The sequence below is a fragment of the Aeromonas media genome (assembly GCF_020423125.1).
Classification (GTDB): domain Bacteria; phylum Pseudomonadota; class Gammaproteobacteria; order Enterobacterales; family Aeromonadaceae; genus Aeromonas; species Aeromonas media.
Genome location: NZ_CP075564.1, coordinates 3,680,001 through 3,696,966 on the forward strand (window position 1 = coordinate 3,680,001; position 16,966 = coordinate 3,696,966).

General features: G+C 64.3%; 16 protein-coding genes (1 of these 16 running past the window's edge). 9 read left to right on the forward strand and 7 right to left on the reverse strand.

Translation table 11 applies throughout. From position 1 onward, the window contains the following. Nucleotides 1–1,246, reverse strand: partial view of a H(+)/Cl(-) exchange transporter ClcA gene (gene clcA / locus KI797_RS16920; protein ID WP_226170234.1) — the 5' portion only. 149 nt of this gene lie to the left of the window's left edge; 1,246 of the gene's 1,395 nt are visible here — the first part of the coding sequence; its start codon is at nt 1,244–1,246; its stop codon lies off the left edge, out of view. Between the two features lie 222 nt (nt 1,247–1,468). Here clcA and hemL point away from each other — a divergent pair, with 222 nt between their 5' ends. Then, nucleotides 1,469–2,755: a glutamate-1-semialdehyde 2,1-aminomutase gene (gene hemL / locus KI797_RS16925; RefSeq protein WP_005327596.1), complete on the forward strand. Its 1,287-nt coding sequence runs from the start codon at nt 1,469–1,471 to the stop codon at nt 2,753–2,755. 210 nt (nt 2,756–2,965) lie between these two features. After that, nucleotides 2,966–3,790 (forward strand): hypothetical protein, encoded by an 825-nt coding sequence (locus KI797_RS16930; protein WP_043129720.1) that lies wholly within the window; start codon nt 2,966–2,968, stop codon nt 3,788–3,790. A 38-nt stretch (nt 3,791–3,828) separates the two neighbouring features. Here KI797_RS16930 and KI797_RS16935 read toward each other — a convergent pair whose 3' ends face one another. Next, nucleotides 3,829–4,749 carry a sulfite exporter TauE/SafE family protein gene (locus KI797_RS16935; RefSeq protein WP_226170237.1) on the reverse strand — a complete coding sequence of 307 codons (921 nt, stop codon included), beginning with the start codon at nt 4,747–4,749 and terminating at the stop codon, nt 3,829–3,831. A 246-nt stretch (nt 4,750–4,995) separates the two neighbouring features. Further along, nucleotides 4,996–5,712: a phosphatase PAP2 family protein gene (locus KI797_RS16940; RefSeq protein ID WP_226170240.1), complete on the reverse strand. Its 717-nt coding sequence runs from the start codon at nt 5,710–5,712 to the stop codon at nt 4,996–4,998. Between the two features lie 209 nt (nt 5,713–5,921). Here KI797_RS16940 and KI797_RS16945 point away from each other — a divergent pair, with 209 nt between their 5' ends. Then, the gene (locus KI797_RS16945; RefSeq protein WP_226170242.1) at nt 5,922–6,437 is read left to right on the forward strand and encodes a DUF2937 family protein; all 516 of its coding nucleotides are present in this window, start codon (nt 5,922–5,924) and stop codon (nt 6,435–6,437) included. A 54-nt stretch (nt 6,438–6,491) separates the two neighbouring features. Here KI797_RS16945 and KI797_RS16950 read toward each other — a convergent pair whose 3' ends face one another. After that, nucleotides 6,492–7,373, reverse strand: coding sequence for a LysR family transcriptional regulator (locus KI797_RS16950; protein ID WP_182786346.1), 882 nt, complete (start codon nt 7,371–7,373; stop codon nt 6,492–6,494). Between the two features lie 158 nt (nt 7,374–7,531). Between KI797_RS16950 and KI797_RS16955 the strand changes: the two genes are divergently transcribed. Then, on the forward strand, nt 7,532–7,924 hold the full coding sequence (locus KI797_RS16955; RefSeq protein WP_226170244.1) for a DMT family transporter: 393 nt from the start codon (nt 7,532–7,534) through the stop codon (nt 7,922–7,924). Next, a complete protein-coding gene (locus KI797_RS16960) occupies nt 7,912–8,232 on the forward strand; it encodes an SMR family transporter (protein WP_025328187.1) in 321 nt (106 codons plus the stop codon). The genes KI797_RS16955 and KI797_RS16960 overlap by 13 nt, the downstream gene beginning before the upstream one ends. Nucleotides 8,233–8,314: 82 nt before the next feature. On the opposite strand, the gene gloA2 is transcribed toward KI797_RS16960, so the two are convergent. From gloA2 to hrpB, 3 genes are all read right to left on the reverse strand, one after another. Beyond that, the gene (gloA2, locus tag KI797_RS16965; protein ID WP_226170246.1) at nt 8,315–8,725 is read right to left on the reverse strand and encodes an SMU1112c/YaeR family gloxylase I-like metalloprotein; all 411 of its coding nucleotides are present in this window, start codon (nt 8,723–8,725) and stop codon (nt 8,315–8,317) included. A gap of 42 nt (nt 8,726–8,767) precedes the next feature. Beyond that, nucleotides 8,768–11,089, reverse strand: a complete 2,322-nt coding sequence (gene mrcB / locus KI797_RS16970; protein ID WP_005327576.1) for a penicillin-binding protein 1B — start codon at nt 11,087–11,089, stop codon at nt 8,768–8,770. 262 nt (nt 11,090–11,351) lie between these two features. Further along, nucleotides 11,352–13,799, reverse strand: coding sequence for an ATP-dependent helicase HrpB (hrpB, locus tag KI797_RS16975; RefSeq protein ID WP_226170248.1), 2,448 nt, complete (start codon nt 13,797–13,799; stop codon nt 11,352–11,354). A gap of 227 nt (nt 13,800–14,026) precedes the next feature. Between hrpB and thpR the strand changes: the two genes are divergently transcribed. The 4 genes from thpR to gluQRS all read left to right on the forward strand — a co-directional run bounded on the left by thpR (nt 14,027) and on the right by gluQRS (nt 16,897). Beyond that, complete coding sequence (thpR, locus tag KI797_RS16980; RefSeq protein ID WP_226170250.1) at nt 14,027–14,572, forward strand: RNA 2',3'-cyclic phosphodiesterase; 546 nt, start codon at nt 14,027–14,029, stop codon at nt 14,570–14,572. Beyond that, nucleotides 14,569–15,306, forward strand: a complete 738-nt coding sequence (sfsA, locus tag KI797_RS16985; RefSeq protein ID WP_226170252.1) for a DNA/RNA nuclease SfsA — start codon at nt 14,569–14,571, stop codon at nt 15,304–15,306. Before thpR ends, sfsA begins: the two co-directional genes overlap by 4 nt. Nucleotides 15,307–15,431: 125 nt before the next feature. Next, nucleotides 15,432–15,881, forward strand: coding sequence for an RNA polymerase-binding protein DksA (gene dksA / locus KI797_RS16990; RefSeq protein WP_005329052.1), 450 nt, complete (start codon nt 15,432–15,434; stop codon nt 15,879–15,881). Between the two features lie 113 nt (nt 15,882–15,994). Next, complete coding sequence (gene gluQRS / locus KI797_RS16995; protein ID WP_226170256.1) at nt 15,995–16,897, forward strand: tRNA glutamyl-Q(34) synthetase GluQRS; 903 nt, start codon at nt 15,995–15,997, stop codon at nt 16,895–16,897. The last annotated feature ends 69 nt before the right edge of the window (nt 16,898–16,966 follow it).

Sequence of the window (16,966 nt, forward strand, 5' to 3'; positions counted from 1 at the left end):
GCTGATAGTTGTCCGTCATTTCGGTCACCAGCACTATGCCGGTGATGGGGGCCCGCACTGTGGCGGCAAACAGCGCTCCCATGCCGGCGATGGCGAAGGCGCCGGGCTCTATGCCCAGATCGGGAAAGGCCGCATGGAACAGGTGGCCGAAGACCACCCCGAACAGGGTGCCGAGTGCCAGGGTCGGGGCGAAGACGCCGCCGGGGGCGCCCGAACAAAAACAGACGAGGGTGGCGATCAGTCGCACCGAGAAGATGAGGAAGAGGGTCGCCATCCCATAGTTACCCCCCACCAGATGAGGGATCAGCTCGGTTCCCCCACCGGTCACCGAAGGGGCAAACAGCGAGAGCACGCCGAAGGTGCCTGCCACCAGCATGCCGATGGCGACGAAGCGGTGACGCTTGTTCTGGTGCAGAGCCAGATAGCCGTCCTGACAGGCGAGCACCAGCTTGTTGAACACGAAGCCCAGCACGCCGAAACAGCCCCCCATGAAGAGGAAGAGCCAGAGCGCCTTCAGGGCCGGGCCGTCGTAGTGGGGCAGAGTGATGACAGGTGCCTGCCCCTTCATGTTCTGCAGCATCAGGGTCGCCATGACGGCCGAGATCCCCACCGCCTTGATGGCTAGGAAGGAGTAACGGAACTGCGGCCGCATCTCCTCCATCACGAAGAGTATTCCCGCCAGCGGCGCGTTGAAGGCGGCAGCCAGACCGCCCGCCGCCCCCGCCGCCAGCAGGGCGTGACCATGCTCCTTCGGCAGGCGGAAGATGTCCGCCACCATCTTGCCAAGGTTGCCGCCGATCTGTACCGAGGGCCCCTCCCGCCCCAATACCATGCCGGAACTCAGGGTGCAGATGCCGCCGAAGAACTTGACCGGCAAGACCCGCCACCAGCGCACCGGGCGCAGTTCGTCCATGGCCCCTTCGATCTCGGGAATGCCGGAGCCACCCGCTTCCGGGGCGAAGGTGTGAGTGAGGAAGTAGCCGACAAACCCCAGCAGGGCGCTGAAACCAAAGCCCAGCAGCCCGAGCTGCCACCAGGGGCGATCCGCCAGTAGCAGGACTCGCTGCTGTGCCAGCCAGTGCACACCGGATTCAAACAACCCGCAGACCAGTCCGGCCAGAACCCCGACCAGGGCGGCCAGCAAGAGCACCAGCAGCGGCATCTTGTCCCGCTGGATCAGGCGCTGAAGGACAGGCGGGCCGCCTTGTGTGGTCGCCTCGCGAGGGGGGATAGCTTGTTGCACCATGGGTATTCACGCTCATCTGACGAGGGTCGAAAACACCCGGCCTCGGCTCGGCTGCCCAGCACAGGGCCTTTCTGCTATAGTCGGCCCGTTTCATTTATCACGGGTGCAGTCCGGGAGTCCGGGTGGCGAGAGCGCAAAGCATACTCCTCCCACCGCAGCCTGCCGAGCCGCAATCGACCGCCTGCACCCGGGTGACGACCAAAATCCCATTAAGGATGATCCATGTCAAAATCAGATCAGCTGTTTGAACAGGCCCGCCAGACCATTCCGGGCGGCGTCAACTCACCGGTCCGCGCCTTCAATGGGGTCGGCGGCACACCCCGCTTCATCGATCACGCCGATGGCGCCTACCTCTATGACGTGGACGGTCAGGCCTATGTTGACTACATCGGCTCCTGGGGCCCCATGCTGCTGGGTCACAACCACCCGGCCATCAAGGCCGCCGTCATCAAGGCCGTTGAGAAGGGGCTGAGCTACGGTGCGCCGACCGAGATCGAAGTGCTGATGGCCGAGAAGGTACGCCAGATAGTGCCCTCCATGGAGCAGGTGCGTATGGTCAACTCCGGCACCGAAGCCACCATGAGCGCCATCCGCCTGGCCCGCGGCTATACCGGCCGCGACAAGATCGTCAAGTTCGAAGGCTGCTACCACGGCCACGCCGACTCCCTGCTGGTCAAGGCAGGTTCAGGCGCCCTGACCCTGGGTCAGCCCAACAGCCCGGGCGTCCCGGCTGATTTCGCCAAGCACACCCTGACCTGCGTGTTCAACGATCTGGACTCGGTGCGTGAAGCCTTCACTCAGTACGGCAGCGAGATCGCCTGCATCATAGTCGAGCCGGTGGCAGGCAACATGAACTGCATCCCGCCGGTGCCCGGCTTCCTGGAAGGGCTGCGCGCCATCTGCGACGAGTTCGGCGCCCTGCTGATCCTGGACGAAGTCATGACCGGCTTCCGCGTCTCCCTGCGCGGCGCCCAGGGCCACTACAACATAGACCCGGATCTGACCACCCTCGGCAAGATCATCGGGGCCGGCATGCCGGTGGGCGCCTTCGGCGGCAAGAAGAAGGTGATGCAATACATAGCGCCGACCGGCCCCGTCTATCAGGCTGGCACCCTCTCCGGCAACCCTGTGGCCATGGCCGCAGGTCTCACCATGCTGGACCTGCTGCTGGAACCGGGCCTCTACGAGCAGCTGAGCGACAAGACTGCGCGTGTTGCAGAAGGACTGAAAGCGGCCGCCACCAGGCACGGTATCCCGCTTGCCATCAACTACGTGGGCGGCATGTTCGGCTTCTTCTTCACCGAAGAGACCGAGATCACCCGCTACGAGCAGGTGACCCGCTGCGACATGGAGCGCTTCAAGCGCTTCTACCATCTGATGCTGGAAGAGGGTGTCTATCTGGCGCCGAGTGCCTACGAGGCGGGCTTCCTGTCACTGGCTCACGGCGACAAGGAGATTGAACACACCCTGGCCGCCGCCGAGCGCAGCTTCGCCAAACTGGCGGGCTGAGCCCTGCCAGCATGAACCAAGGGCCCGCGAAGGGCCCTTTTTTGTGACCTCTGTCGTCTCGCCTTGCCAGAGCCCCCTTCTGGTGCAGCCCCCTATCTCTTCTCGTCGGCGTTTGCCACTTGCTGGTGCATCCGCGGCCACACTGGCTGTCATAAAGCGGGCCCACTATTTGCACTGCCTTACTCAGGAGCCCACTTGACCGAGGTCCATATGGCAGAGATGAGCCCCATCGATGTGCTGCGGCGCTATCAGGAGTACGAAACCGAGTTGACCCCCCTGTTGCTGGGGCTGCTCACCCTCCCCCAGGAGGCCCTCAAGGGCTATCCCTTCGTGCTGAGCGTGCTGAGTCTGGGCCAGATCCAGGCAAGAGCAGTGATCCTGCCCCCCATTCCGGCCCCCCAGGGGCAGTTGCGGCTAAGGGTGCAGGGTCATGGTCGGGAGCTTGAGATCAATCTGCACCAGCTGATCGCCTGGCTGATGGGGGACAGGGAACGGCGCCGCGCCATCCCCTGGTTCAGGGCCGTCTACGTGATCCTGAGTCTGGCGCTGTTTCTCATCGTGGGAACCCTGATCTGGCATGGCCTCGAGCAGCTCTATCTGCTGCTGTGCGGCACCCAGCAGAACCGGCTCGGCGCCTTCAGCGCCATCATCTTCCTGACCCTGGCGCTGGCGGTGTTCGATCTCGGCAAGACCATACTGGAGGAGGAGGTGTTGCTGCATAAGGACATCTTCCGTCACAGCGCCATTCGCCGCACCATCACCCGCTTCATCGCCGCCATCCTGATCGCGGTCTCCATCGAGGGACTCTTGCTGCTGTTCAAGGGATCCCTCGGCCAGAACGAACTGCTCTGGCCTGCGGTGGGGGTGATGGGTTGCGCCGTGGGATTGCTGCTGGCGCTGGGGCTCTATGTCTTCCTCGGGGCAAAGGCCGAGGCAGCCCTGGTCGCCTCCAGTCAGCGGCCCCTGACCAGTGGCGGCGAGTCAGGGGCAGGCATTCTGCCTCGGCGACGCAGTGGCTTCAGACGGGCGAGATAATTCCTCGCCCTGACAGGCTTCCTGTGGATAGGAGACGGCTAGCGGGGAGCCTCACTCAGCTGGGCTTGTGCTTCAACCTGGAGGTCGGGTTGACGGCGCGCCGCCTGCCAGGAGGCGTACATGGTCCAGGAGGTGTAGATGACGATGAAGGCCACCAGCCATTTGAGCATCTCCATGTCCATGGACTGTACCAGCATGGCGGCCAGCACCACGCCGATGGGGCCGAAGAGGGCCACCGCCAGCACGGCCCTGGCATCGAAGGCCCCCTTGCGGATGAAGGTGCCCGCCGAGAAGACGCTGAGCACGGCGGTGGACCCCATCATGATGGGGAAGGCCGCCAGCGGGTTCATCCCCAGCAGATAGACCAGCGTCATGCAGGGGGCGAACAACCCTATACCCACATTCATCAGCACCCCGAACAGGAAGTTGCCGAGCAGGGCTATTCCCAGCTTGTAGCCACTGAGCCCCATCGCATCTCCGCCAACGGGGAAAAGGCCCAGCAGACCGGCGAAGATGAGCCCGGCGACGACCAGCAGGGAGACCGCCATCACCAGCCTGATGGTCTGGCGATCGAACGAGGCCACATGACGGGCCCCCCAGGCGGCGCCCGCTGCGGCGGCGGCCATCATGCTGATGAGGGTGAGCGGATCCACTTTGACTACGCCGATGAAGATGAGGGACTGGGTCACGGTCGGCAGCACGCACTGACCGTTGAGGGTACCCGGCAGCAGACGATCGTCGATCAGCTTGAACTGCTTGTAGCAGGCGGTCTTGACCGCGAAGCTGCCGACCCCAAGGGTGTCGAGAAAGTTGGCGACGAAACCGATGACCGCCACCGGCCAGAAGGGGGTGGATTCCAGCTCGCCCCGGCGCCGCTTGTGCCACCAGGCATGGATCAGCATGAAGATAAAGACCAGGGCGCAACCGATGAACAACAGGCGCAGAAAAGTGACAAGCATAGGGGGACCTCCAGCAACGGGCGGCGATTCTAAGGCAGCCCACAGAAAAAATCCTGGTCTGGATCACGCTTTCATCGGATGCAAACGTTTGGCCCCGTCAGTTTCTGATGGTAAAGCTCGAATGACTCTGCCAATACTTGTCGTTGAGGGCGCAAGCCCGCACTCATCGGGCGTAGTCCTGGTCATTTCGCGACGACCACAGCACCGATGGGCATAAGCAAAAGAAGGCGGTCACCCGCCTTCTTTTTATTGCCCTCCGCTACTCAAGCAGCAAGGAGTTCCGGCGATCCAGCGGGGCAGCCTGGGGGCCAGGCGCTCGATCAGTCGATCCGAGAGGGGGGTCAGCAGCAGGGGCGGCAGACAGATGAGAGCGAGGCAGAGGGCGCCGACATAGACATCCGTCAGCCAGTGGGCACCGGCGAGGATGCGGGGGGCCGAGAACAGAGGCACCATGAGCACGGCGATCACGGCGGCCCGGCGCGGCAGGTAACGCAGGGCAAAGCTGGCGAAGATCATCAAGAACAGGGCATGATCACCGGGGAAGCTGTCGCCCGCAGAGTCCTTGGTGGGAATGGCACTGATCTCGGTCAGGCGCAGCGCCCCGTCCACCATCAGGGTGGGGCTGGGACGGCTGACCGGCAGCAGGTGGCCGAGTTGATTGATCACCAGGGCCCCCAGCAACATGACGATCCCCATGGCCACCAGACGACGGCGCCCCTCAACATGTGCCCGGAAGAAGCAGGCGGCCAGGATCAGTCCCATGCAACCCAGGGCGACCAGATCGAACAGGCGATTGTTGGTGATGGCTACCAGATCGGCCCAGCGGGCGGATTCACCCAGCCAGCCATTGACCAGCTGGAAGGTGGCGAGATCCCAGTGATCCCAGGGGCCATGACCCGGCAGGGTGGCCCAACTGAGGGCAATCAGGCCCCCGATCAGATAGAAAGGTATGAACTTGCTCATGCCGAGTCTTCCTTCAAAAAGCGGTGATTCTAGGTCAGCCTCCGAGTGACTTGCATCACAAAAATGTAAGAATTCATGTAACAAACAACATCCTGTTGACTCCTTTTTGACCCAACCCGCTATCACCGGATACCGGGGCCGTCAGCGCCACCTTGGCGCGCCGAGGGCTTGCGGCTAGTATGAGGCTCCTTTTACTCAGGATGATGGCTATGCGCAGTTACCTTCGCATGATGTTGTTTGCCCTCGGTTTGCTGGCGGGCGTGCAGATACCGGGGATCGTCGATCTCTACTACCAGCGGCTGGATGCGCGCCTGCAGCAGGCCAGCCTCAGCATGGAACCCTTCCAGCGCACCGCGGATCAACACTTTGGCGGCGACCTCGACGCCCTGGTCGCCCATTACGGCGCCAGCCAGGATCCCGTCTTCACTCAGGATGCCACCAGCCTCCAGCAGCTGGTGAGCCAGCAGCGCCACCTGCAGCAGGAGCGCGCCTTCCAAGATAGGCCCTGGTACCTGCAAGTCTCCCACCTGCTGTTGCAGGCGGACTCCCAGCTCTGGCAGGACACCCTGCGCAACTACGGCTATGTGGTGCCCCTCAAGCAGGCCGCCATCTTCTGCGGGGTGACGGTGGGGCTGCTCGCGTCCCTGCTGGGGGATCTGCTGCTCAGCCTGCTCCTGCTGCCCTTTCGCCAGCGCCAACCCGCCCCCCGTCACGCCCTGCGCTGACCTCCAGCCGTCTCAAGCAACAGGGGCCAGCGGCCCCTGTTGCTGTACTCCTGGTTACTCGAAGGGTTCGAGATAGGCCTCGATGGCCTTCTTCAGCCAGGCCAGCACCTTGCCGTGATGGGCGTTCTCCGACAGATAGACCCCGTAATCGCGCCACTGCAGGCTGAACTTGTGCTTCAGGGTCAGCAGCTCCCCCTGGCGCAGCTGGCTCTGGATCAGCGGTGAGGGCAACACCGCCCAGCCGAGACCGTCCAGCACCGCATCCCGCATCAGCTCGAAGCTCGACAACCCTATGTGCTGGCCACCGATGGGGAGCAGGCTCTTGACCGAGAACTCGTCCACATAGGAGAGGGTGACCTGGGTCTGATCGGTGAGATCCTGCTGCAGCACCCGTTTCAACCCCGCCAGCGGGTGGCTGGGCGCCACCACCATCAGGGTGCGGATCGGGTTGAGCACGTCTATGTTGAGGCCGCTGCGCTCCTGATCCTCGGTGATGAGGCCGAAGGCGGCATCCACAAACCCCTCCTCCACCAGGGCAGGCAGTTCGGGGGGCGAAGCCAGCACCAAGGAGATGCTGGTGCCGGGAAACTGCTGGCGCAGTGCCCCCAGCATCTCGCGCCAGACCGGCTCCGGGATGGCGTCATCCCGCGCTACCCGCAGCGCCACCTCGGCCCCTGAGGCGTGGTGCTCGCACTTGAGCTTGAGACTGTTGGCCGCCTGCAGCAGCCGCCGGCAGTCGTCCAGCACCTGCTCCCCTATCTCGGTGAGTCGGCTCTGGTTGGCACCTCGTTCAAAAAGGTCGACGCCAAGCTCCACTTCCAGGGAAGCGATCGCCGTGCTGACGGCGCTGCGGCTCTTGCCAAGGCGTCTGGCGGCATTGGCAATCGAGCCACTGTCTGCTGATTCGACAAAGAGTTGTATCTGATAAAGCTTCATGGTCACGCTCTGGCGGCAGCTTGTTCCATCCTCACCTTACGCCGCCACTCTCCTCCGAGGCAAACTATCAGCGCCTGAATTCTCGACGCTCAGCGATTCTGCCGACTGAACAGGCTGCGGCTATCCTCTCCCTCGTCGCAGCAACAGAAGGAAACCCCATGTTATCCAGTCCCCTGCTTTTGACCCGCCTCTTCCTGACGGGGGCCATCCTGACCGAGGTGGCAGGCACCTCCACCATGGCCCTGATCCCGGAGAGTGAGACCGGCTGGCTCCACCATCTGCCGATGTGGCTGCTCATCGCACTCTCCTACCTGCTGCTGGCCAAGGCCGCCAAAACAATCTCCATTGGTATTGCGTTCGCGTTGTGGGAGGGGCTGGGAATCGCCCTGATCACCGCCGTCTCCGTGCTGTTCCTGGGCTACGAGCTGAGTGTGCAGGAGTGGATCGGGCTGGCGCTGGCAATAGTGGGCATTGTTATGGTGACCCTGGGGGAAACCCATGCCGAGCCGGTTGAGCCGACCCCTGCCAAGGAGGCCCCATGCACCCGTTGATCATCGTACTGGGCGCCGCCCTGCTGGATGTGGGGGCCAACATGGCCATCAACCGCTCCCTCGGTTTTCGCCACAAGGGCTGGGGCCTGCTCGGCATACTGCTGGTGCTCTGCGCCTTTACCCTGCTCAGTGAGGCGGTGAGCACCGGCAGGATAGATCTCGCCGTGGCCTATGCCACCTGGGGCGCCATCGGCATCCTGGGCACCGCCCTCGGCGGCCTGCTGCTGTTTGGTGAGCGCCTCAAGCCCGTCGGCTGGGTTGGCATCCTGGTGATGGCCGTCGCCGTCGCCCTGCTGACCACGGCCTGACGGACGGCCTGACCCCATGAAAAAAGCCGCCCGGTGTTCGCCGGGCGGCTTTCTTGCGCACTCATGCTGCTGCAAAGCCCGCTCATGCCGGCTCCGCATCGACCTCGTAGAGCTCCAGCGGCAGGCCGTCCGGGTCTGCGAAGAAGGTGAAGCGACTGCCGGTCAGCTCGTCCACCCGCACCGGCTCCACGGCCACCCCGTGGCGCTCCAGATGGGCGATGACGGGATCGAGCGCCGGCACCCGAAACGCCAGGTGCCTCAGACCGCACGCCTCCGGCCTCGAGGGGCGCGCAGGGGGGGTGGGAAAGCTGAACAGCTCCAGCTGGCCGCCGTCAGGCAGCGCCAGATCCAGCTTCCAGGACTGGCGGGCCTCCCGCAGGGTCTCCGCCAGGATGGGCAGCCCCAGCACCTGGTGGTAGAAGTGGCGCGAGCGGCCATAGTCGCTGGCGATGATGGCCACATGATGAATGCCGCCGAGCAGGGAAAGTGTCATGGCAATCCTTGTAAAACGGGCAGCCTGGGCTGCCCGCTTCCGTTAGTTGAAGAAGCCGCCGAACCACTGATCCAGCGCGTTGACCGGATTGGATACCGGGCTGGCGCAGCTCATCGGCTCGCTCAGTCCCGCGAGCTTGGCCGGCACCTGCAGACTGCCGGGGCAATCGCTCGCGACCCGGGCGCCGCTGCTGCGGGAGAAGCTGGCCCAGCTCACCCCTTCCGGCATCTTCAACCCCAGGCTGTTGACGCCGCGCTGGCTCATGTAACCGCTGAACAGCTGCAAGGCACCGCTGGCCCCGGTCAACCCGGCGGGCTGGTTGTCATCACGACCCACCCAGATGCTCACCAGTTCGTTGTTGTCCATCCCGGCAAACCAGGAGTCCCGCAGCTCGTTGGTGGTCCCGGTCTTGGCGGCCATGGTGGCGCCGGGGAACTTGGCACCGAGCGCCCGGGCCGTGCCCTGGCTCACCGTCTTGGTCATGGCGAACAGGGTCAGCCAGCTGGCCTGGGGATCCGTCACCCGCTTGGCGGTCTCGTCATGCTGATAGAGCTGGCTGCCATCGCCGTTCACCACAGCGCGGATCGCTGACAACGGCTGGGTCAGCCCCTGGTTCGCGATGGGCAGATACATCTGGTTCACCTCCATGGGGGAGAGCGCCACCGCCCCCAGCACCAGAGACGGGTAAGGCTGGATCTCCTGCTGGACCCCCAGCTTGTGCAGGGTGTCCACCACCTTGTCGAGCCCCACCTGAAGACCCAGGTTGACGGTCGGCACGTTGAGGGAGCTGGCAAGCGCCTCCATCAGCGGCACGCTCTGGCGGAACTTGCGATCGTAGTTCTGCGGCGTCCAGATCTGGCCATCCTGACCGCGGATGCGGATCGGCTGGTCCTTGAGCGGCGTGCCCAGGGTCAGGCCGTTGGAGAGGCCGGTGAGATAGACCGCCGGTTTCACCAGGGAGCCTATCTGGCGACGGGCATCCAGGGCACGGTTGAAGCCGGCGTAACGGGGATCCCGTCCCCCCACCATGGCGACCACCTCGCCCTTGTGCCAGTCGGAGACCACCATGGCCGCCTCCAGCTTCTTCTTGCCGCGCTGCTTCTCTATGGTGGCCAGGCCGGTCTGCACCGCCTGCTCTGCGGCATGCTGGGCGATGGGATCCAGGCTGGTGAAGATCTTGAGGCCGGACTGCTTGAGCAGATCCGGGCCGAAGCGATTCTGGATCTCCCGCTTGAGCAGCCCCATGAAGGCCGGGGTGCGACCATAGCTCATCTGGCCCCTGGCTATGATGCCAAGGGGCTGCTTGCTGGCCAACTCATACTCGGCCTGGGTCAGGCTGCCGTGCTCCATCAGCAATTTCAGCACCAGATCCCGGCGCGCCTTGGCCCGCTCGGGGAAGCGCCAGGGATCGTAATAGGAGGGCCCCTTCACCATGCCCACCAGCAGGGCCACCTGATCGATGTCCAGCTCGTTGACCGGGATGCCGAAGTAGAAGTAGGAGGCGAGCCCGAAACCATAGACCCCTTGGGAGAAGTTCTGCCCCAGATAGACCTCGTTGAGGTAGGCCTCCAGGATCTCGTCCTTGCTGTAGCGGTAGTCAATCAGCACCGCCATATAGGCTTCCTGCGCCTTGCGCCACAGGCTGCGCTCCCGGGTCAGGAAGAAGTTCTTGGCGAGCTGCTGGGTGAGGGTACTGCCCCCCTGTACGGTACGACCCGCCAGCAGGTTGGCTACCATGGCGCGCATGATGGCCACCGGCGAGACGCCACCGTGCTGGTAGAAGTCCCGATCTTCGGTGGTCAGCAGGGTCACCAGCAGGCTGTCCGGCACCTCGGCGATGCGCACCAGCAGGCGATCTTCCCGATCCTCGGTGTTGAGACGGTCCAGCAACACCGGGTCCATCTGGGCATAACCGAGCTGACGCTGGTTCTCCAGCGACTGGATCCCCTCCAGCCGTGCACCGTTGAAGGTGAGGCGCAGGCCGCGGGCGCCGTCTGCGCCGTCATGGAATTCGAACGGACGGCGCACCAGCTCGATGCGATTGCCGTTGACCGCATACTCTCCCGGGGTGTGGGGCTGACGCACCTGCTTGTAGCTCAGCATGTTGAGCTCACGCAGCATCTGGGTCTGGGAGAGACGCTGGCTGGGGTAGAGCTCCAGTGGACGGCTGTAGACCATCACGGGCAACTGCCACTTCTCCCCGTCGAAGCGCTCGCGCACCTTGGTATCGAGGTAGATACCAAACACCACCATGAAGGCCGCCACCACCAGGGAGAGCTTGAAGCCAAGCCAGAACAGGGTGCGCCAGATGGTGCGCTTGGGAGCTGCCTTCTTGGGCGGGCTCTTGCGTCGTTGGGTTGCCATAATTCCTCTTTGCTTTCCTTTCTACTTGTGATGTCGCATTCGCGAACGGCCGATCGGGCTTAACCAATCGAACCTGGATCCTGGGTTTCGCTTCGCCAGACAAATGGATGCCCAGCCCCTCATCCCCCACCCTTCTCCCATGTCTTTGAAAAAGGAGAGGAGAAGGGCGTAAACACCAACCTCACCCTAACCCTCTCCCTCTCGGAGAGGGTTAGGGTGAGGGCTGTCTGCTGGAGTTGGGCTTCGCCATGCCAGCCCCCACCTACGGCCCCATCTTCTTCTTGGTGACTTTGGTCGGCATCGCCTCCAGCGGATTGTCCGGCCAGTAGTGGCGGGGGTAACGCCCCTTCATCTCTTTCTTGACCTGCTCATAGGATCCCGCCCAGAAGGCGGCGAGATCGGCGGTGATCTGCAGCGGCCGCTGGGCCGGGGAGAGCAGCTCCACCACCAGGGGCACCCGGCCATCGGCCACACAGGGGGTGGTGCCCTGCCCGAACATCTCCTGGATGCGCACCGGGATCACCGGGGCCTGCCCCGGCTGATAGCGGATCCGCACCCGGCTGCCGGTCGGCGCGCTGAAGTGGCTCGGCAGCGCCTCGTCCAGCCGTTTTGGCAAGGGCCAGGGCAGGGACTGGCGCAGCAGATCCGAGAGGTTGAGCCTCTTGAGCTGCTCCAGCCGGGTCATGCCGCTCAGGGCTGGCAAGAGCCACTCCTCCAGCCGGGCCAGCAGACTCTCGTCGTCCACGGCGGGCCAGCCCTCGTCCAGCAGCCAGTCGGCAGCGCAGCGCAATCGGGCCAGCAAGCCTTCACTGCCCTCGTCCCAGGGCAGCACGTGCAGCCCCTTGCGACGAATGCCCTGCAACAGGCAGCGCCCCTTCTGTTCGTCGGAGAGATCCGTCAGCGGCCGCTGGCTCAGCACCAGTTCGCCGATCACCTGCTGGCGCTCGGCCCGGACCCGCTCCTCGCGCTCGTCCCAGTCGAACCACTGGCGCTCGCTGACCAGCTCCGGCAGTTGGCGTACCAGCTCGTCCAGCGCCACCGGCTCGGCGATGAAGATGCGGCTGCCGCGATCGTTCTGCCCCATCTCGATGGCGATCAGGGCCCCCTGTCCCTGACATGGGTGACCTTCTACCAGATCGCAGCCGATCCCACCACTGAGTTGATAGCGGCTGCCGCCGCGCAGCTTGCCTATCCTGTCCGGCCAGGCGAGGGCGCACAACAGCCCCAGCCACTGCCCCTGTGCATTGGCAGGGCGGACCCCCAGCCGCTCGAACCAGCGGGCGGCCCCCTGACGCAAGGCCCCCTGGCGGCGATGGAAGAGCACGGAAAGGCGCTCAGATCCTCGCAGATCTTCTTCCAGCAGCGCCACCAGGAATGCCGCATCGGCGACAATCCCTGTCAGACCCTCGGCCTCCAGCTCCCGGGCCCGCAACAGCATGCGCGCCAGACGGGGATGAGTGCCGAAGGCGGCCATGGTACGGCCGGCCGGGGTGAGTTGTTGCTCAGCCTCCGGTTTCATGGCGCCAAGGGCCACCAGCAGGCGACGGGCACTCGCCACCGCGGCGGCGGGGGGCATGTCCAGCAGCGGCAGGCTCTCCACCCTGGCGCCCCACTGGGCGGCGTCCAGCAGCAGGCCGGTCAGCTCCTGGGTGAGGATGTCCGGCGGGCTCTGCTCGGCGAGGCGCTCCTGCACCTCGGCGCTCCACAGCCGGTAGCAGACCCCGGGGCCGAGACGGCCGGCACGGCCCGCCCGCTGGGTGGCGGAAGCCCTGGCAATCTGACGGGTCTCCAGCCGGGTGACGCCACTTCTCAGATCGAAGGTGGCGCGCCGCTCCAGCCCACTGTCGATGACCACAGAGACCCCCTCTATGGTGAGGGAGGTCTCCGCCACATTGGTGGTGAGCACCAACTTGCGGCTCCCCGCCGGAGCGGGCTCTATGGCCGCCTGCTGGGCTGCCATGTCGAGACGCCCATAGAGGGGGGAGAGACGCACATCGTCCGGCAGGCGCCCTTCCAGCCACTGGGCGAGCCGCTCTATCTCCCCCTGTCCCGGCAGGAACACCAGGGCACTGCCCGCGTGGGCCGCCAGCGCTTCCAGCACCACGGCGCCCACCTGGGGCTCCAGCCACTGCTGGCGATTGGCGGGACGGTAGTGGTAGTCGATGGGAAAGCCGCGCCCCTCGGAACGAATGACGGGGGCGTCCGGCAACAGGGCCTCCAGCGCCATGCCCTCCAGGGTGGCGGACATGATGAGCAGCTTGAGATCCTCTCTCAGCCCCTGCTGGCTCTCGATGGCAAAGGCCAGTGCGGTATCGGCATGCAGGCTGCGTTCGTGGAATTCATCGAAAATGACGAGCGACACCCCGGCAAGCTCAGGGTCCTGCTGCAACATCCGGGTCAGCACCCCCTCGGTCACTATCTCGAGCCGGGTGGCGGCACTGGTGCGACTCTCGCCCCGCACCCGCAGCCCGATGCGCTCACCCACCTTCTCCCCAAGCTGGCGCGCCAGAAAGCCTGCTATATTGCGCGCCGCGAGGCGGCGGGGCTCCAGCATGATGATGCGGCCGGGCAGCCGGTTTCGGCGCACCAGCTCCAGGGGCAGCAGGGTCGACTTGCCCGCGCCGGGAGGGGCCTGCAGGATCACGCTGGCGTGGCTGTCGATGGCATCAAACAGCTCGGGCAGCACCGAGACGATGGGGAGTTGGGACAAAACGGTGGAGCCCTTCTGTGATGACCAGGAAAACGGCGCCCATTCTGCCACAGCCAGCCGCCCACCGTCAGCAGCCGTGCCGGGTGCGCGCCAACCGGTTGCCTGGGTGCCCCCACCGGTACGACTGCCATGCCCGGACAAGGGTGAGACGCGACCAGGAGACATCCGCAAACGAGCTGCCATAGAATGGCCCTTTCATGTGAGTACCACGAGGATCGACGCTGCGCATGCCCAGACTCTTCTTTGCCCTGCCCCTGCACCAGCTTGCCCCCGCTCTGATCGACTGGCGCGAACGGCGCCCCTGGCCCGGCCTGCCGGTGCCCGAGCATAATCTGCATTTGACCCTGGCCTTTCTCGGCGAGGCCGACGAAGCCACCCAGGCCAAGCTGATCACCGCCGCCGGGCAGCAGCGCTGCCCCCCTTTCAGCGTCCATCTGGATCAGACCGGCTGGTTTGCCCGCGCCAAGGCCGCCTGGGTGGGGCCGAGGGAGTGGCCAAATGAGCTGAACGTGCTGGCCAGGGCGCTGCGTCGCCACGGCGAGAAGCTGGGGCTCGGCAACGGCGAGCAGGGCTATCGCCCCCATATCACCCTGTCGCGCAAGGCGGCCGAGGCCCCGGAGGCGCTGCCGGCGCCGGACTTCGTGCTGCAGGCGGACAGCTTCTGCCTCTATCGCTCAGTCAGCACGCCGGACGGGGTCCACTACGAACCGCTCGCCTGCTGGCCCCTGCGTGCCCGCGCCAAAGCAACAAGCAGCGAGGAGCTGACCTCATGATTTTCGATCCCCCCTTGCAATCCGGTCTGCTCATCGCCCGCTACAAGCGCTTCCTGACCGACGTGCAGCTCGACAACGACGAGGTGATCACCCTCCACTGCGCCAACACCGGTGCCATGACGGGTTGCGCCGATCCTGGCACCCGGGTCTGGTACTCCACCTCAAGCAACCCCAAGCGCAAGCTGGCCCACAGCTGGGAGATAGCCGAGAGTCCGGCGGGTCACTTCATCTGCGTCAACACCGCCCGGGCCAACCAGATCGCCCGGGAGCTCATCGAGCAAGGGGCGCTGGCCCCGCTGGCGGGTTATGCCAAGCTGCGCACCGAGGTGAAATACGGGGAGGAGAACAGCCGCATCGACCTGCTGCTGGAAGACGAACATCGGCCGAATTGTTACATCGAGGTGAAATCCGTCACCCTGCTCGACGAGCGGGAGCAACCGGGCATGGGCTATTTCCCCGATGCGGTCACCACCCGTGGCGCCAAGCACTTGCGTGAATTGATGGCCATGAAGGCGGCCGGACACAGAGCCGTGCTGCTGTTCATGGTGTTGCACTCCGGCATCGCGAGAGTGCGCCCTGCAGCCCATATCGATCCGCACTATAGTCAGCTTGTTGAGCAAGCAATTACGGCAGGGGTTGAAATTTTATGCTATCGCCCCCATGTTGGGGGGCAGGGCATGGTGGCTCAAGATTTTATTCCATTTGAATCTGGTCACCTGCTACCCGAGGGCTGAGAATAAATGCTGAAGTGGGTAACAATATTGACAAGGCTTGTTTGCCTCCCGTTGACCCTTCTGCTATAGATACCGCCCTCAATTTATGGATGGCACGGGTAGCGTGCTGAATTAGGAGACAGGGCATGCCAACAGGCGAAAACAGGAAATCTCTGGGCCCCCTGGCCATTGCGGGTGTAGAGCCTTATCAGGTGAAAGCCGGTGAGGAGTACATGAATGACCAACAAAAGGTACATTTTCGCAAGATCCTGGGAGCCTGGCGCAACCAACTGATGCAGGAAGTTGACCGCACCGTCGACCACATGAAGGATGAGGCTGCAAACTTCCCGGATCCGGTCGATCGCGCCGCGCAGGAAGAAGAGTTCGCACTCGAACTGCGCACCCGCGACCGTGAACGCAAGCTGATCAAGAAGATCGAGAAGACCTTGCTGCTGCTCGAAGAAGACGACTTTGGTTACTGCGAACATTGCGGTATCGAAATCGGCATTCGTCGTCTGGAAGCCCGTCCGACTGCCGACCTCTGTGTCGACTGCAAGACGCTGGCTGAAATCAAGGAAAAACAGATGGCTGGCTGATGCCGCCCATCGACATGGAAAAAAAAAGGGAGCTCGCAGGCTCCCTTTTTTATTGAGCTTTTCCCACGACCATCCCAGAATGCAACCTCAATGCATCGTCTACCCGAATTCCCATGGCCATGACTCCCTCCTCCCCTCTCCGCCCCCATGTCGGTCGCTTCGCCCCCTCCCCGTCCGGTCCGCTCCACTTCGGCTCCCTGGTCGCCGCCCTTGGCAGCTTCTTGCAGGCGAGATCGCAGCAGGGGCGCTGGCTGGTGCGCATCGAGGACATAGATCCACCGCGGGAGATGGCCGGGGCCAGCGAGCTCATCCTCCAGACTCTGGAGGCCCATGGCCTCGGCTGGGATGGCGAGGTGATGTACCAGAGCCGGCGCCATTGGCGCTACGACGAGATCATCGAGGGGCTCTACCGGGCCGGAGATCTCTACTGGTGCCGCTGCACCCGGCGCGAGATCATGGCGGCGGGCGGCTTCTACAACGGCCATTGCCGCACACTGGGGCTGACCGCAGAGGGCTGCGCCGCCCGCCTGCGCCAGCACCATCCGGTCTACCACTTCGAGGATCAGCTGCAGGGCCATATTGCGGTGCCTGCAGCGCTCGCCGAGGAGGACTTCATCGTGCGTCGCAGGGACGGGCTCTACGCCTACAACCTGGCGGTGGTGGTGGATGACATGGAAAGCGGCATCACGGAGATAGTGCGCGGCGCCGATCTGCTGGAGCCCACGGTGCGCCAGATTGCCCTCTACCAGACCCTGGGTGCGGACGTCCCCGCCTGGGTACACCTGCCGCTGGCGGTGCTGGCGGATGGCAACAAGCTGTCGAAACAGAACCACGCACCGGCGCTGGCACAGGATGATGTCAGGCCCGCCCTGTGGCAGGCCCTCACTTTCCTCGGCCAGTGCCCGCCGCCTTGCCTGAGAGAGAATACCGTCGACGAGATCATCGCCTGGGGCATTGCCCACTGGCAGTTGGCCCAGGTTCCCCGCCAGCAGAAGATAGTGCTGGGGGCCAGGTAAACCGGCACGCAGAGCAAACGCAGGCCGCCGCGTCATTTATGTCACCGGGCCCGAATCGGGGAAGCAGAC